Annotated in this window: 9 protein-coding genes and 2 pseudogenes; 4 read left to right on the plus strand and 7 right to left on the minus strand. The window is 70.8% G+C overall.

The genetic code is table 11. From position 1 onward, the window contains the following. Positions 1-9: 9 nt before the first annotated feature. From ACFVX4_RS27525 to ACFVX4_RS27540, 4 genes are all read right to left on the minus strand, one after another. Positions 10-1479: a catalase gene (locus tag ACFVX4_RS27525; protein ID WP_389981811.1), complete on the minus strand. Its 1470-nt coding sequence runs from the start codon at positions 1477-1479 to the stop codon at positions 10-12. 146 nt (positions 1480-1625) lie between these two features. After that, positions 1626-3554 carry a SpoIIE family protein phosphatase gene (locus ACFVX4_RS27530; protein WP_389981813.1) on the minus strand — a complete coding sequence of 643 codons (1929 nt, stop codon included), beginning with the start codon at positions 3552-3554 and terminating at the stop codon, positions 1626-1628. 371 nt (positions 3555-3925) lie between these two features. Beyond that, positions 3926-4624, minus strand: coding sequence for a DUF402 domain-containing protein (locus ACFVX4_RS27535; RefSeq protein ID WP_389981814.1), 699 nt, complete (start codon positions 4622-4624; stop codon positions 3926-3928). 183 nt (positions 4625-4807) lie between these two features. Further along, on the minus strand, positions 4808-6232 hold the full coding sequence (locus tag ACFVX4_RS27540) for a class II fumarate hydratase (protein ID WP_389981816.1): 1425 nt from the start codon (positions 6230-6232) through the stop codon (positions 4808-4810). Positions 6233-6338: 106 nt separating this feature from the next. Between ACFVX4_RS27540 and ACFVX4_RS27545 the strand changes: the two genes are divergently transcribed. Beyond that, on the plus strand, positions 6339-7868 hold the full coding sequence (locus tag ACFVX4_RS27545) for a ricin-type beta-trefoil lectin domain protein (protein WP_389981818.1): 1530 nt from the start codon (positions 6339-6341) through the stop codon (positions 7866-7868). A gap of 75 nt (positions 7869-7943) precedes the next feature. Here the strand turns inward: ACFVX4_RS27545 and ACFVX4_RS27550 are convergent, their stop codons facing one another. Both ACFVX4_RS27550 and ACFVX4_RS27555 read right to left on the minus strand, forming a co-directional pair. Then, positions 7944-9245, minus strand: a complete 1302-nt coding sequence (locus tag ACFVX4_RS27550) for a M18 family aminopeptidase (RefSeq protein WP_389981820.1) — start codon at positions 9243-9245, stop codon at positions 7944-7946. A gap of 339 nt (positions 9246-9584) precedes the next feature. Beyond that, a pseudogene (locus ACFVX4_RS27555) lies at positions 9585-10142 on the minus strand (MFS transporter); the annotation flags it as partial. Positions 10143-10156: 14 nt separating this feature from the next. Between ACFVX4_RS27555 and ACFVX4_RS27560 the strand changes: the two are divergent. Then, positions 10157-10315: pseudogene (locus ACFVX4_RS27560) on the plus strand (LuxR C-terminal-related transcriptional regulator); the annotation flags it as partial. 94 nt (positions 10316-10409) lie between these two features. Here ACFVX4_RS27560 and ACFVX4_RS27565 read toward each other — a convergent pair. Further along, entirely contained in the window at positions 10410-12077 is a 1668-nt protein-coding gene (locus tag ACFVX4_RS27565; RefSeq protein WP_389981822.1) for a fumarate hydratase, read from the minus strand. A 193-nt stretch (positions 12078-12270) separates the two neighbouring features. On the opposite strand from ACFVX4_RS27565, the gene ACFVX4_RS27570 reads away from it, so the two are divergent. Together ACFVX4_RS27570 and ACFVX4_RS27575 are read left to right on the plus strand one after the other, a co-directional pair. Continuing rightward, entirely contained in the window at positions 12271-12933 is a 663-nt protein-coding gene (locus tag ACFVX4_RS27570) for a DUF1707 domain-containing protein (protein WP_389981824.1), read from the plus strand. Positions 12934-13188: 255 nt separating this feature from the next. After that, complete coding sequence (locus ACFVX4_RS27575; protein WP_389981826.1) at positions 13189-13572, plus strand: WhiB family transcriptional regulator; 384 nt, start codon at positions 13189-13191, stop codon at positions 13570-13572. The last annotated feature ends 268 nt before the right edge of the window (positions 13573-13840 follow it).

The following is a 13840-nucleotide window of genomic DNA, read 5'->3' on the forward strand; positions in this document are numbered from 1 at the left end:
ACGGCGGTGTCAGCCGCCGTTGACCTTCTTGGCGATCCGGTCGCCGAGGTCCTTGTCCACGTTGCGCCAGTACTGCAGCGCCCGCTCCAGGACCGGGGCGCTCACACCGTCCAGCAGATGGCCGGAAATGTTGCCCACCAACCGCTCGCGCGCCGCGTCGTCCAGGACCTTGCGCACCATCGTGCCCGCCTGGCCCCAGTCGTCGTCCTCGCGGTGCAGCTTGTACGCCTCGTGGACCATCTCGCCCGCCGTCGCCCAGCCCGCCGGGTCACCGTAGCGCGCGGTGTCCGCGGCCGGGCCGCCGTAGGAGTTCGGCGCGTAGACCGCTCCCGTACGGCTCGGCTCGTACCGCATCGGGCCGTCCTTCGCGTACGAGTTCCGGCCGAACCGCGGACGGTTCGGGGGCAGCTGCGCGTAGTTCGGGCCGATCCGGTACCGGTGGGTGTCCGGGTACGAGAAGAGCCGGCCGAGGAGCATCTTGTCGGGCGACGGACCGATGCCGGGCACCAGGTTCGACGGCTCGAAGGACGCCTGCTCGATGTGGACGAAGAAGTCCTCCGGGTTCTCGTTCAGCGTCATCCGGCCGACTTCGATCTCCGGGTAGTCGGCGTGCGGCCACACCTTCGTGAGGTCGAACGGGTTGAAGCGGTAGTCCGGCGCGTCGTCGAACGGCATGACCTGGACGTACAGCGTCCAGCTCGGGTGGTCACCGCGCTTGATCGCCTCGAACAGGTCGCGGCGGTGGACGTCGCCGTCCACACCGGCCATCCGGTCGGCCTCGTCCTGCGGGTAGAAGCCGATGCCCTGGTCGGTCTTGAAGCGGTACTTCACCCAGAACCGCTCGCCGCCCGCGTTCACCCACATATAGGTGTGCGAGCTGTAGCCGTTCATGTGGCGGTACGTCTTCGGGATGCCCCGGTCGCCCATCAGCCACGTCACCATGTGCGCGGACTCGGGGGACAGGGTCCAGAAGTCCCACTGCATGTCGTGGTCGCGCACCGCACTGTCCGGGCGGCGCTTCTGCGAGCGGATGAAGTCCTGGAACTTCATCGGGTCACGTACGAAGAAGACCGGCGTGTTGTTGCCGACCATGTCGTAGTTGCCGTGCTCGGTGTAGAACTTCAGGGCGAATCCGCGGGGGTCCCGCCAGGTGTCCGGGGAGCCCTGCTCGCCGGCGACCGTGGAGAAGCGGGCGAGCATGGCGGTCTGCTTGCCCGGCTGGAACAGATCGGCCTTGGTGAACTGGCTGACGTCATTGGTCACCTTGAAGGTGCCGTACGCGCCGGAGCCCTTGGCGTGGACCACTCGCTCGGGGACCCGTTCACGGTTGAACTGGGCCATCTTCTCGATGAGGTAGTGGTCCTGGAGCAGGATCGGTCCGTCGGCTCCGACAGTGAGCGAGTGTTCATCGCTCTCCACCGGGATTCCGGCGTTGTTCGTGGTGTAGGGGGTGTTCCTGGTCTTTGACTCCTCGGACACGAGCGTCCTCCCGTCGGTGGGGTTTTCGGTCAGGTCGTCTCGTTCACGACTGAAGTCAAACCCGCCGACAGGAGGTCGGCAACATTTCGCTACCCTGTGTGCAGGGCTCTGCCCTGTGCCCGTTCCGGACTCTCCGCCCGGCCCTTCTACTGGCCCCGGGTCGGCATCTCGAACCAGACCACCTTGCCGGTCGAAAGACGCGTCGCCCCCCACCGCCGGGCCAGTCGGTTCACCAGGAACAGGCCGCGACCGCCCTCGTCCATGTCACGCGCCCGGCGCTGCCGAGGCAGCTGCGGGGAGTCGTCGCCGACCTCGCAGCGCAGGATGTCGGTGCGCAGCAGCCGCAGCGTCACCGGCCGCTCCGCATAGCGCACCGCATTGGTCACCACCTCGCTGATCAGCAGCTCCACCGAGTCGGAGAGATCGTCGAGACCCCAGCGGCCGAGCGCGCGGCGGGCCAGCCTGCGGGCCCGGCCCGGAGCGGTCTCCTCCGGTTCAAGGTGCCAGTACGCGACATCGCTCGGCGCGATCCCGTCGAACCGGGCGGCGAGCAGCGCGATGTCGTCGTCCCGGTCGCCCGGACCGAGCATGTCCAGGACGTCGTCGCAGAGCGCCTCCAGCGGCGGCGAGTGGTCCGGGCCGGTCAGCCGGGCGGTGGCGGCGAGCCGTTCGCGCAGCTGCTCGATGCCGGTCCAGACGTCCCGGAGCCGGGACTCCACCAGGCCGTCGGTGTACAGCAGCAGCGTGGCGCCCGCGGGCGCGTCCAGCTCGACGGCCTCGAAGTCCACCCCGCCGACGCCGATCGGGGCGCCGGGCGGCACCCGCAGCACCTCCGCACGGCCGCCGAGATGGAGCAGGACGGGCGGCGGATGCCCGGCGTTGGCGATGGTGATCCGGTGCGCGACCGGGTCGTACACCGCGTACAGGCAGGTCGCCATGCGGTCGCTGCCGAGCCGCTGCGCCTGCTCGTCGAGGTGGTGCAGCACCTCCTGCGGCGGCAGGTCCAGCCCGGCGAGGGTCTGCGCGGTGGTGCGCAGCTGGCCCATGATCGCCGCGGACGTCATGGAGTGGCCCATGACATCGCCGACGACCAGGGCGACCCGGCTCCCGGGCAGCGGGATCGCGTCGTACCAGTCGCCGCCGACCCGGGCCGTCTCGGCGGCCGGCAGATAGCGGGAGGCGAGCCGGACGCCGGTCGGCTGCGGCAGCGAGTCGGGCAGCATGGTGCGCTGGAGCTCGTCGGCGATGTACGCCTCGCGTCCGTACAGCACGGCCTTGTCGATGCCGAGCGCGGTGTGCGTCGCCAGCTGGGCCGCGACCAGCAGGTCGTTGGACTCGAAGGACGGCCGTTCCGTGCCGCGCAGGAAGACGGCGGCGCCGATGACCCGCCGCCGTCCGCGCAGCGGGGCGAGGATCGCACGGTGCCCGGTGGGCACGGTCCGGCCGGCGCCGAGCAGCTCGGGCAGCGCGGCGCGGGCCGCCGCGGAGTCCCCGAAGACCGGCCGCACCCCGCGCAGCACCTCGGCCAGCGCGCCACCCGAACGGACCTCGCACAGTTCGGCCGCGGGCGTCAGATCGCCGTGCGGATCGATGACGGGCAGCCGCAGGCGCTCGGTCTCCGGCGAGCCCTCCGTCTCCTCCTCGGCCAGCCGCAGCCGGTCGGACCGGCGCAGCCGCAGCACGAAGGGGGAGACCGGCCGCTCGTCGCCGACCGGGAGCGGGTCGCGGAGGTAGACCAGTATGGCGTCGGAGAACGTCGGCACGCTGGCCCGGCACAGGCCCAGCACGATCTCGTCCAGGTCTATGCCGCGGGCGATCCGCCGGGTGGCGGCCCCGACGAAACGCAGCCGGTCGCCCTCGCGACGGGCCGCGGCCTGGGGGTCGAGTCCTGCGGGGCCGGTGCCCGCCGCGGGAGCCGGGCCGGGTCCCGACCCCGGCGCGGCGGCCGGGTTGGGGATCGCGGCGGCGGCAGGGGAAGCGGCCGACGCGGCGTCCTGCTGCCGAGGCCGGGTGCGTTCCTGCGACCGGGCGGCGAGAGGCTGCCGGCCTTCGTGGGAGGTGGGATGCTCCGTCACGCGTGGGGTTCCGTCCGTCCGGGCCGGTTGTATGAGGCAGTCACCTCGTGGGGCGTTACTGTGCCCCGGCAAGAGCGGCGATAACAACGGCTGTCACCGGATGCCCCGGAACGAGGGGCTGAAACCGGATGTCTGCAGGCTGGTTCGGTGACAACGTTTCCGGCGACGGGGCGGGCAACAGCGAGCACGTCTCCACCCCCTCGTAGTGGTTCATACGATTCATACGACTGATGTGGCTCATACAGCTCATACAGTGCGTGGTGCTCGTGCGTTGACTTGTGGTCAGGTCCGGTGCCGCGCCTCCCGGTTGGGGTGGAGCGGCGCTCCGGAGGACGATCCTACGTTTGTCCCCCTGGGGTGCATCAAGGGTCTCACGACGGCATATACGAGGGGGTGCGGTCCCAGTCATCCGGAAGCGCGGGAACCCGCCATTGTGGATCGGGCCGCCAGTCCTCCCAGCCGTCCCGGAACGGAGCGCCCCAGTCCTGGATCAGTTCGACGGCCGCACGGCCCGCCTCCCGCACCCGCTGCGCGGTCCGCGGGGCCATCAGACCGGCCTGCTGTGCCATGGCGAATTCGTCCTCGTCGCGCCAGACCCAGCTGCGGTCCGGGTAGACGGAGATGTCGAGAAAGTGATCCTCGGAATCGACGCCGCCCTGCCAGCGGGTGTGCGGTTCCTCCAGATTCACGTACCAGCTGCGGAACTGCCAGACGGGCTCCCAGAAGAGCCAGACCGACCAGGGATCGCCGGGCCGGGCGAGTTTCAGCACGCCGTTTCCCAGCCAGGTGGAGCGGGCGGTGGTGCGCGGGGCGGTGTAGCGGGTGGCGAGCGGCTCGGCGTGCACGTCCTCGCCGTTCGCCAGCACCGGCTTCACGCACTCGGTGCCCGGCGCCACCCACACCGCGAGCAGCTCGTCGGTGTCCTGGACGACGGTGACGGGGCGGCAGATGTGGAACGGGTCCGGGGCGCGCTCCGGCGCCCCGGACCCGTTCGGCGCGCCGTTGCGGCGGTAGCGCCACAGGATCTGATCACCCGGCGCCCAGTGCTCGATGTCTCCCTTGCCTGCCATGGACGGATCTTAGAGCCTGTCGGGTGACCGCGGATCGGATGGCGGACGCGGTCTGGTGCGTGCGATTCCAAGGCGGAGGAGGGAGCCAACGCGGGAAGCGTGCGTGCCAGGGCGTGGCCGCCCGGTCGGAGGTCACCCGACAGGCTCTTGGAGGGGGCCGGGGCGCCGTGGCTGCGGCGCAGGTCACGGGTGAGTCATGCGCAGCACGTCGAGGGCCTCGTCGAGCTGTTCCACGGTGAGGTCGCCGCGCTCGACGTACCCCGAGTCCAGCACCACCTCGCGAATGGTCCGGCGCTGCGCGAGGGACTTCTTGGCGACCTTCGCCGCCTCCTCGTAGCCGATGTACTTGTTCAGCGGGGTGACGACGGACGGCGAGGACTCGGCGTACTCCCTGGCCCGTTCCACGTTCGCCGTGATCCCGTCGACCGTGCGGTCCGCGAGCAGCCGGGAGACGTTGGCCAGCAGCCGCACCGACTCCAGCAGGTTCTTGGCGATGACCGGAAGCATCACGTTCAGCTCGAAGTTGCCCGCCGCGCCCGCCACGGCGACCGTCGTGTCGTTCCCCGTCACCTGGGCGGCGACCATCAGCACGGCCTCGGGAACGACCGGGTTCACCTTCCCCGGCATGATCGACGAGCCCGGCTGGAGGTCGGGGAGGCTGATCTCCGCCAGCCCGGTGCGCGGCCCGGACGCCATCCAGCGCAGATCGTTGGAGATCTTGGTGAGCGAGACGGCGATGGTACGGAGCTGGCCCGAGGTCTCCACCAGCCCGTCCCGCGCGCCCTGCGCCTCGAAGTGGTCCCGGGCCTCGGTCAGCGGCAGCCCGGTGGCGCGGGCGACCTCGGCGATGACGGCGGCGGAGAAGCCGGGCGGCGTGTTGATGCCGGTGCCGACGGCCGTGCCGCCCAGGGGCAGTTCGGCGAGGCGGGGGAGGGAGGCGCGCAGCCGCTCGACGCCGTACCTGATCTGTGCCGCGTAGCCGCCGAACTCCTGGCCGAGGGTGACGGGCGTGGCGTCCATCAGATGCGTACGCCCCGACTTCACGACCGTCGCGAACTCGGCGGACTTGCGCTCCAGGGCGGCCGTCAGATGTTCCAGCGCCGGGATCAGGTCGCCGGTGACGGCCGCCGTCGCGGCGATGTGGATGGAGGACGGGAAGACGTCGTTGGACGACTGCGAGGCGTTGACGTGGTCGTTCGGATGGACCTCGCGGCCCAGGCGCTCGGTGGCGAGCGTGGCCACCACCTCGTTGGTGTTCATATTGGACGAGGTGCCCGAGCCGGTCTGGAAGACGTCGACCGGGAAGTGGTCGTCCCAGTGCCCCTCGGCGACCTCGGCGGCGGCCTCCTGGATGGCCGCGGCGACCTCCGGGTCCAGCACCTTCAGCTCGGCGTTCACCTTGGCGGCGGCGGCCTTGATCCTGGCCAGGGCCTCGATGTGGGCCCGTTCCAGGCGCTGCCCGGAGACCGGGAAGTTCTCCACCGCGCGCTGCGTCTGGGCCCGCCACTTGGCGTCCGCGGGCACCCGCACCTCGCCCATCGAATCGTGCTCGATGCGGAAATCCGTGCCGCCCGCCGGGGTCTGCGCACCGGCCTGTGACTCGTCCATCTCGTTCAACCTCCTGAAAAAGTTGAGCACTTGTCTTGTTCTGTCTATTCCCAAGTCGCCTACCGACCAGTAAATACCGGGGGTAACCACAACCCGGGGAGGCGCAATGAGGCGCACCAGGCACAGACTTCGCTGTACGGTCGCGGCCGCCGCGGCCATGGCGGCGGCACTCGGCGGCATGGCGGCCGCCGCCGGACCGGCCGGCGCGGCGGGCCGGTCCGGTTCCAGCACTATCGCATCCACCCCCCTGTCGCCCGAACTGGAGGCCATCCGCGCCGCCGAGGCCACCCGGCTGTACGGCGACCCGGCCGAGCGCCCGCTCGCCGAGCGCAAGACCGGGCTGATCTCGCTCGGCGACAGCGAGATCTCCGGCGAGGGCGTCGGCACGTACGAGGCCGGCACCAACGGCCCCGACAACTGGTGCCACCGCTCGCCCGACTCGGCCATCCACCGCACCGGCATCCCGGCGGACGTCACGTACAACGTCTCCTGCTCCGGCGCGTACACCGGCAACATCGTGATCGGCGGCTCGAAGCAGTACGCCGACGAGCTCGTGCAGAGCGACAACCTCGCCATCAAGGCCCGCAACACCCGCATCAAGATGATCGTGCTCGTCGCGGGTGCCAACGACGACCTCCAGTTCGGCCCGGTCATGACGGACTGTGTCACGCGCTGGGTGCTCTCCCAGGGCACCTGCCAGCCGAAGTACGAGGGCGGCTGGCAGGCGCGCGTCGACGGACTCGTCCCCAAGGTCGAGAAGACGGTGCGCGACCTGAAGACCGTCATGTCCGGGGCCGGCTACGGCGACAGCGACTACAAGCTCGTGGTCATGGGCTACCCGAGCCCCATCGGCCCGGACTTCTACGACAACCCGGACTTCCCCGGGAAACTTCCCGGCGGCTGTGCCGGATACGACTCCGACGCGGCCTGGGGCCGCAACACCGCCGTGCCCGCCTTCGAGCGCGGCATGCGCAAGGCCGCCGCCGACACCGGAGCCGTCTACCTCGACAACTCCCGGCTCTTCCACGGCCACGAGGTCTGCAGCGAGTCCACCTGGGCCCGCGGCCTCTACATCGACCTCGGGCACTTCCCGCCGGACTCCAACTCCCTGCGGCAGTCCTTCCACCCGAACGAGAGAGGCCACGGCGCCTTCGCGTCCTGCCTGACCCAGATCTACAACTCGAACCTGCGCGAGGCGAGCTGCGCCGACCCGGCGAGCACCGGAAAGCCGGTCCTGCAGGCCGGGGCGTGGGACGACCTCTTCAAGCCCCTGAAGAACGAGGCCACGGGCACCTGCGTGGACGCCCCCGGCTCGGTGACCCGCAATGACACGAAGATCGGCGGCTGGGACTGCCACGGTGGCCGCAACCAGGGCTGGTGGTACGACTCCGGCACCAAGACCCTCCGTACGGCGCTGAGCCACGACCGGTGCCTGGACGTGCCGGGCGCCGACTACAAGGCGGGCGCCACGCTCATCGTGTACAACTGCTCGGGCGCGGCCAACCAGCAGTTCGTGAGCCAGTCGGGCACCCTGCGCCCGGCGGCCTCGACCGGGCTGTGCCTGACGCTGGCCGGGGCGAAGGAGCCGCTGAAGCTCCAGAGCTGCGACGGCGGCGCGCAGCAGCGGTTCGCGTAGCGGGGCCGTTCCACCAGCGCGTGGAGGGGCGGGGCGGCCGAGGCCGTCCCGCCCCTGCGGGCCGGTCGGCGCAGGTCAGCCGGACGTCACGAACGCGCCCAGCACGGCGGCCAGATGGCCGGGGTCGTTTGCCCCGCACAGCTCGCGGGCCGAGTGCATGGACAGCCCCGGCACCCCCACGTCGACCGTCGGCACACCCAGCCGGGCCCCGGTGATCGGGCCGATCGACGTGCCGCACGGCATCGCGTTGTTGGAGACGAAGGGCTGCCACGGCACCCCCGCCCGCTCGCACGCCGACGCGAACACCGCCATGCCGGTGCTGTCGGTGGCGTACCGCTGGTTGACGTTGACCTTGAGCGCGGGGCCGCCGTTCGGCAGCGGACGGTGATCCGGGTCGTGCCGCTCCGCGTAGTTGGGGTGCACCGCGTGGGCCATGTCGGCGGAGACGCAGAAGGCACCGGACAGGGCCCGGGACCAGTCCTCCGGACTGCCGCCGCGCGCGGTGACCGAGCGGCTCAGGACCCGTTCCAGCAGCGGGCCCTGCGCACCCGTCTCCGAACCGCTGCCGACCTCCTCGTGGTCGAAGGCGGCCAGGACCGGGATGTACGCGGGCCTCTCGGCCGCGGTCGCCGCACCCGTCAGGGCCGTGACGCCCGCGTGCACGGACACCAGGTTGTCCAGCCGCGCCGACACCACGAACTCCCGGTCCGCGCCCAGGTATCCGGGCGGTTGGATGTCGTGCAGCATCAGGTCCCAGCCGAGCACCTCGTCCGGGTCCGCCTCGGCGGCCGCCGCGACCCGGCGCAGCAGCGCGCCCTCCTCGTGGGCGCCGAGCGCCCACACCGGAGCGAGGTGGCGCTGCCGGTCGAGCGCGAGCCCTTCGTTGACCGTACGGTCCAGATGGATGGCCAACTGGGGCACCCGCAAAAGGGGTTCGTCGATCTGGACGAGCCGGGAGCCGGTTCCGCCGCCCGGGGTACGCAGCGCGAGCCGCCCGGAGATGCCGAGATCGCGGTCGAGCCAGGTGTTCAGCGGAACGCCGCCGTAGATCTCCACACCGATCTGCCGCCAGCCCGCGGAGGCGGTGTCGGGAGCGGGCTTGACCCGCAGATTCGGCGAATCGGTGTGGGCGCCGACGATCCGGAAGGGGGTGTGCGCCGGGGCGCCCTCGGGGACGTACCAGGCGATCAGCGCACCACCACGGGTGACGAAGCTGCCGCCGGTCGTGCCCGTCCAGTCGTCCGTGCCCCGCAGTTCACGGAAGCCGGCCTTCTCCAGGCGCTGGGCGGCACTGGCCACCGCGTGGTACGGGGAAGGGCTGGTGCTGATGAAGGACAGCAGGTCGTGGCTGTGGCTGCGGTGGGGAAGCGGCGTCATTCGGCGTCCGCCTTTCCGGTGTTCGACGGTGAGGGTGGAGGAACCCGCGCCGGGCCGCTGGGTGCGGTGCGGGCGGTGTTCGAGGCGGGGGTGACGGAGCGCCTCGGGAACGTCCGACAACCCACCAAAGCGGCCCCGTACGGCGCAAGTCCGTCGCGCGGCACGCTGCGCGAAAGCGGCGGTGCCCGACCGGCCGCGCCGATGACGGGCCAGGGTCTCTCGTTTGGATCACGCCGGGCTCGCGTGCCCCGGTGCCGCGAGCGTGCGGGACGGCGCGCCGGGTACCAGGCCCCTCGGCGACCGCCGCAAGATTGGCTGAATAACGTCGTAGGGGAATCGTCACCGCACCGGCCCACCGCGATCGGCGGCGGGGACGCCGGTCCGCCCGCGCGTCCGGGTCACCCTGATGAGGAACACCACGGCGACCACGACGGCCACCCCGTGCGACCAGCCGACCACGGTCAGCGGGCTGTACCTGTCGAGTGCCGCGGCGACCAGGATCATGCCGACGCCGAACCCGAGGTTCTCGACGGTCGCGGAGAGCCCGAAGGCATGACCGCGCAGATCGGCGGGGAGCGTCTGCAGATGGGAGGTGTACGAGACCTCCGTGAGCCCGTCCGCCGCCCCGGCCACCAGTGCGATCACGGCGGTCGTCGCCCAGGGGAACCCGGCGAACGCCAGGATGAAGGCCCCGGACATCAGACAGGTGCCGTACCCGAAGCCCGGCGCGCCCACCGTCCGCCCGGTGCGTCTGACGCACCGCTGGATCACCTGCTGCGCGGCGACGTTCCCGAGCGCCCACAGGCACCAGAACGCGCTGACGAACACGGCGGGGTGCGCGGCGTCGAGTGCGGCGGAGTGGACCGGCAGCGCGGCGTTGTGGGAGGACGAACCGAAGCGCCTGCAGGATGGTCGTGGGCGGCGAGACGGACGAGTCGATCGCCCGGCGGCTCGGCATGAGCCGCCGCAGCGTCGCCGAGCACGTGCGCAGGGTCTCCGACCAACTGGGCAGCAACAGCCGGGCCCAACTCGGCTGTCTGGTCGCGACGTCGGGCCTGCTGGAGGCATGAGAACGGCCCCGCACGGGCGTCTCGGCCGCATCTCCCCGGCCGGAACGCCCCCGCGGGGCCGTGACGTCATGCGTGCCCCGTGCGGGGCGGCGGGTCAGGCGAGACCCGGGCCCCGCACCGGAATGCTGGTGAACGTCGGTGCCGGGGCGGGCTCGGTGAAGAAGTCGTTGCCCTTGTCGTCGACGACGACGAACGCGGGGAAGTCCTCGACCTCGATCTTCCAGACCGCCTCCATGCCGAGCTCCTCGTACTCGACGACCTCGACCTTCTTGATGCAGTCCTGCGCGAGCCGCGCGGCAGGGCCGCCGATCGAGCCGAGGTAGAAACCGCCGTGCGCGTCGCACGCGTCGGTGACCTGCTTGGACCGGTTGCCCTTGGCGAGCATCACCTTGGAGCCGCCCGCCGCCTGGAACTGCGCGACATAGCTGTCCATGCGGCCGGCCGTCGTCGGACCGAAGGAGCCGGAGGCGTACCCCTCGGGCGTCTTCGCCGGGCCCGCGTAGTAGACCGGGTGGTCCTTCAGGTACTGGGGCATCTGTTCGCCCGCGTCCAGCCGCTCCTTGATCTTGGCGTGCGCGATGTCGCGGGCCACGACCAGCGGGCCGGTCAGCGAGAGCCGGGTCTTGACCGGGTACTTGGTCAGCTCGGCGAGGATGTCGTCCATCGGCCGGTTGAGGTCGATCCGTACGACATCCCCCGCCTCGTCGAGGTGCTCGTCGGTGGTGTCCGGGAGGAAGCGGGCCGGGTCCTTCTCCAGCTGCTCCAGGAAGACGCCCTCGGCGGTGATCTTCGCGGTGGCCTGGCGGTCCGCCGAGCAGGACACGGCGATGGCCACGGGCAGCGAGGCGCCGTGGCGGGGGAGGCGGACGACGCGCACGTCGTGGCAGAAGTACTTGCCGCCGAACTGGGCGCCGATGCCGATCTTCTGCGTCAGCTCGAAGACCTTCTCCTCCAGCTCCTTGTCCCGGAAGCCGTGGCCGGTGGGCGAGCCCTCGGCGGGCAGCTCGTCCAGGTAGTGCGCGGAGGCGTACTTCGCGGTCTTGAGCGCGAACTCGGCCGACGTGCCGCCGACGACGATCGCCAGGTGGTACGGCGGGCAGGCGGCCGTACCCAGCGAACGGATCTTCTCCTCCAGGAACTTCATCATGGAGGCCTCGTTCAGCACGGCCTTCGTCTCCTGGAAGAGGAACGACTTGTTGGCCGAGCCGCCGCCCTTCGCCATGAAGAGGAACTTGTACGCGCCGCCGTCGGTGGCGTACAGCTCGACCTGGGCGGGCAGGTTCGAGCCGGTGTTCTTCTCCTCCCACATGGTGAGCGGAGCCATCTGCGAATAGCGGAGGTTGAGCTTGGTGTAGGCGTCGAAGATGCCGTGCGACAGCGCCTCTTCGTCACCGCCCTCGGTGAGGACGTTCTGCCCGCGCTTGCCCATCACGATCGCGGTGCCGGTGTCCTGGCACATCGGCAGCACGCCCGCCGCGGCGATGTTCGCGTTCTTCAGCAGGTCGAGCGCGACGAACTTGTCGTTCGACGACGCCTCGGGGTCGTCCACGATCCGCCGCAGCTGCGCCAGGTGGGCGGGGCGCAGATAGTGCGAGATGTCGTGCATGGCCTCGGCGGCCAGGGTGCGCAGCGCCTCCGGAGCGACCTTGAGGAACGTACGACCGTCGGCCTCGAAGGTGGAGACACCCTCGGAGGTCACCAGACGGTACGGCGTGGTGTCCTCTCCCAGGGGGAGCAGATCGGAGTACGCAAACTCTGGCATTACGGCCATTCCTCACTCGGCAGACGGCGGCTGACCTCCCTTGGGCAGCGCACCCACCAGGGTAGAACGCCGCACGGGTGCCGAAGTTGTGAGGTAGGGCTCAGTTCGGCCGCCCCGGGGCCGGGGGTGGCCGACACGGCGGAGGCGGGGCAGGGGCTAGTCGCGATCTATCGCGTTTGGGTACGCTGGGTCGGTGGACCTCGAAAAGCAGCCCCAGCAGCCAGCGGCACCGGCGGAGCCGGCCGGCATCCGCGCCTCCGACGCGGACCGCGACCGGATCGCGGACATCCTGCGGGAAGCCATGGCCGAGGGCCGGCTGACCGCCGAGGAGCACGCCGAGCGGGTCGACGCGGTCTACCGCGCCAAGACCGTCGGCGAGCTGGAACCGCTGGTACGGGATCTGCCCGCGCCGCCGGGCGCCGCCCGCTCGGCCGCCGCCCCCGGCGCCTACGGCCACGAGGGCCCCACGGGCCCCGCCGACAACCTGGTGGCGATCTTCAGCAGTTCGACCCGCAAGGGTCGCTGGCGGGTCGGCGGCCGTACGAACGCCTTCGCGCTCTTCGGCAGCGTGGAGGTCGATCTGACCGAGGCGCTTTTCGGTCAGAGACTCACGGTCATCAACGCGACTTCCATCTTCGGGAGTGTCGACGTCAAGGTCCCCGAGAACATCTCGCTGCGCGGCAGCGGCACGGGTGTCTTCGGTAATTTCGAAGTTGCCACCCTGGAATCCGCGGACCCCGAAGCACCAGTGGTCGTCGTCAACGGATATTCCGTGTTCGGCAGCGTCGAGGCGAAGCCCAAGCGCGGGAAGTTCATCGCGGATCTCCAGGACCGGCTGCGCAAATACCTCGGATAGGGGCGGCGCGCTCTCTCCGCCGGGACCCCGGGCGGTACCGGGAACTACTGAGAACCGCCGCGAACCGCCGAGAACTCACGAAAGCTCCCGCGAACCCCTGCGGCCCCTGCTAACCCCTTCGAAAACAAGCCAATTTCCTGGTCGGCCGCAATTCCGCACCCTGGACCGGGTGCCACTCAGTGCATGGGCGCGCGCACAACGGGTAGGGAATGCTGCATCGTCTCTCGCTCGCGAAGCCGTCGTCAGGAGTAGACCGTGCTGCAACTGCCGCATCAGCCCCTGCAGGTCGCCGCCGTCCCTTCCCAGCGCACTCCCGCGCGGGAGGACCAGGCCGGCCCCTGGCATTCGGAGGCGGTGTGCCGCCGGGACGAAGCCGGGCTGTTCTTCGCCCCGTCGAAGGAGCCGACTGCTGCCAGACTCGCGCGCGAGGAGTCCGCGAAGCGGGTCTGCGCGCGCTGTCCCGTGATGATCGAATGCCAGGAGCACGCGCTCATGCAACCGGAGCCGTACGGGGTGTGGGGCGGTCTCACCGCCGCCGAACGCCGTGTGGTGCTCGCCCGTCGCAGGCGGCGCGAGATGGAGCTCAAGGCCTCGTCCGCGTCCTCCGGCGCGACGGGCCGCATCGCCGCGGCGGGCTGACCGGGGACCCGGCCGGCCCGGGTGCGTACGGCCCCGCATTCGTGCGCGCACTGCCTCGACGGCGGCTACGCGAAGAGGCGCCCCCACCGCACATGGGGGGCGCCTCTTCGCGTTCTGCTTCCGGGACCGGTTCCGGGACCGGGACCGGATTTTTCCGCTTCCGGACCTACTTCGCGCGGTCGAAGTCGATCGCGCTGTAGGCGCGCAGCTTCGAGAGCCGGTGCGTGGAGTCGATCTTCCGGATGGTGCCGGACTTGGACCGCATGAC

Origin of the sequence: Streptomyces sp. NPDC058240 (genome assembly GCF_042882135.1) — a bacterium.
Lineage (GTDB): Bacteria > Actinomycetota > Actinomycetes > Streptomycetales > Streptomycetaceae > Streptomyces.

Coding starts and splice junctions, on each gene's coding strand:
- ACFVX4_RS27535 (WP_389981814.1), bottom strand. CDS start 4,624: ATGGCAGGCAAGGGAGACATCGAGCACTGGGCGCCGGGTGATCAGATC.
- ACFVX4_RS27540 (WP_389981816.1), bottom strand. CDS start 6,232: ATGGACGAGTCACAGGCCGGTGCGCAGACCCCGGCGGGCGGCACGGAT.
- ACFVX4_RS27550 (WP_389981820.1), bottom strand. CDS start 9,245: ATGACGCCGCTTCCCCACCGCAGCCACAGCCACGACCTGCTGTCCTTC.
- ACFVX4_RS27565 (WP_389981822.1), bottom strand. CDS start 12,077: ATGCCAGAGTTTGCGTACTCCGATCTGCTCCCCCTGGGAGAGGACACC.
- ACFVX4_RS27545 (WP_389981818.1), top strand. CDS start 6,339: ATGAGGCGCACCAGGCACAGACTTCGCTGTACGGTCGCGGCCGCCGCG.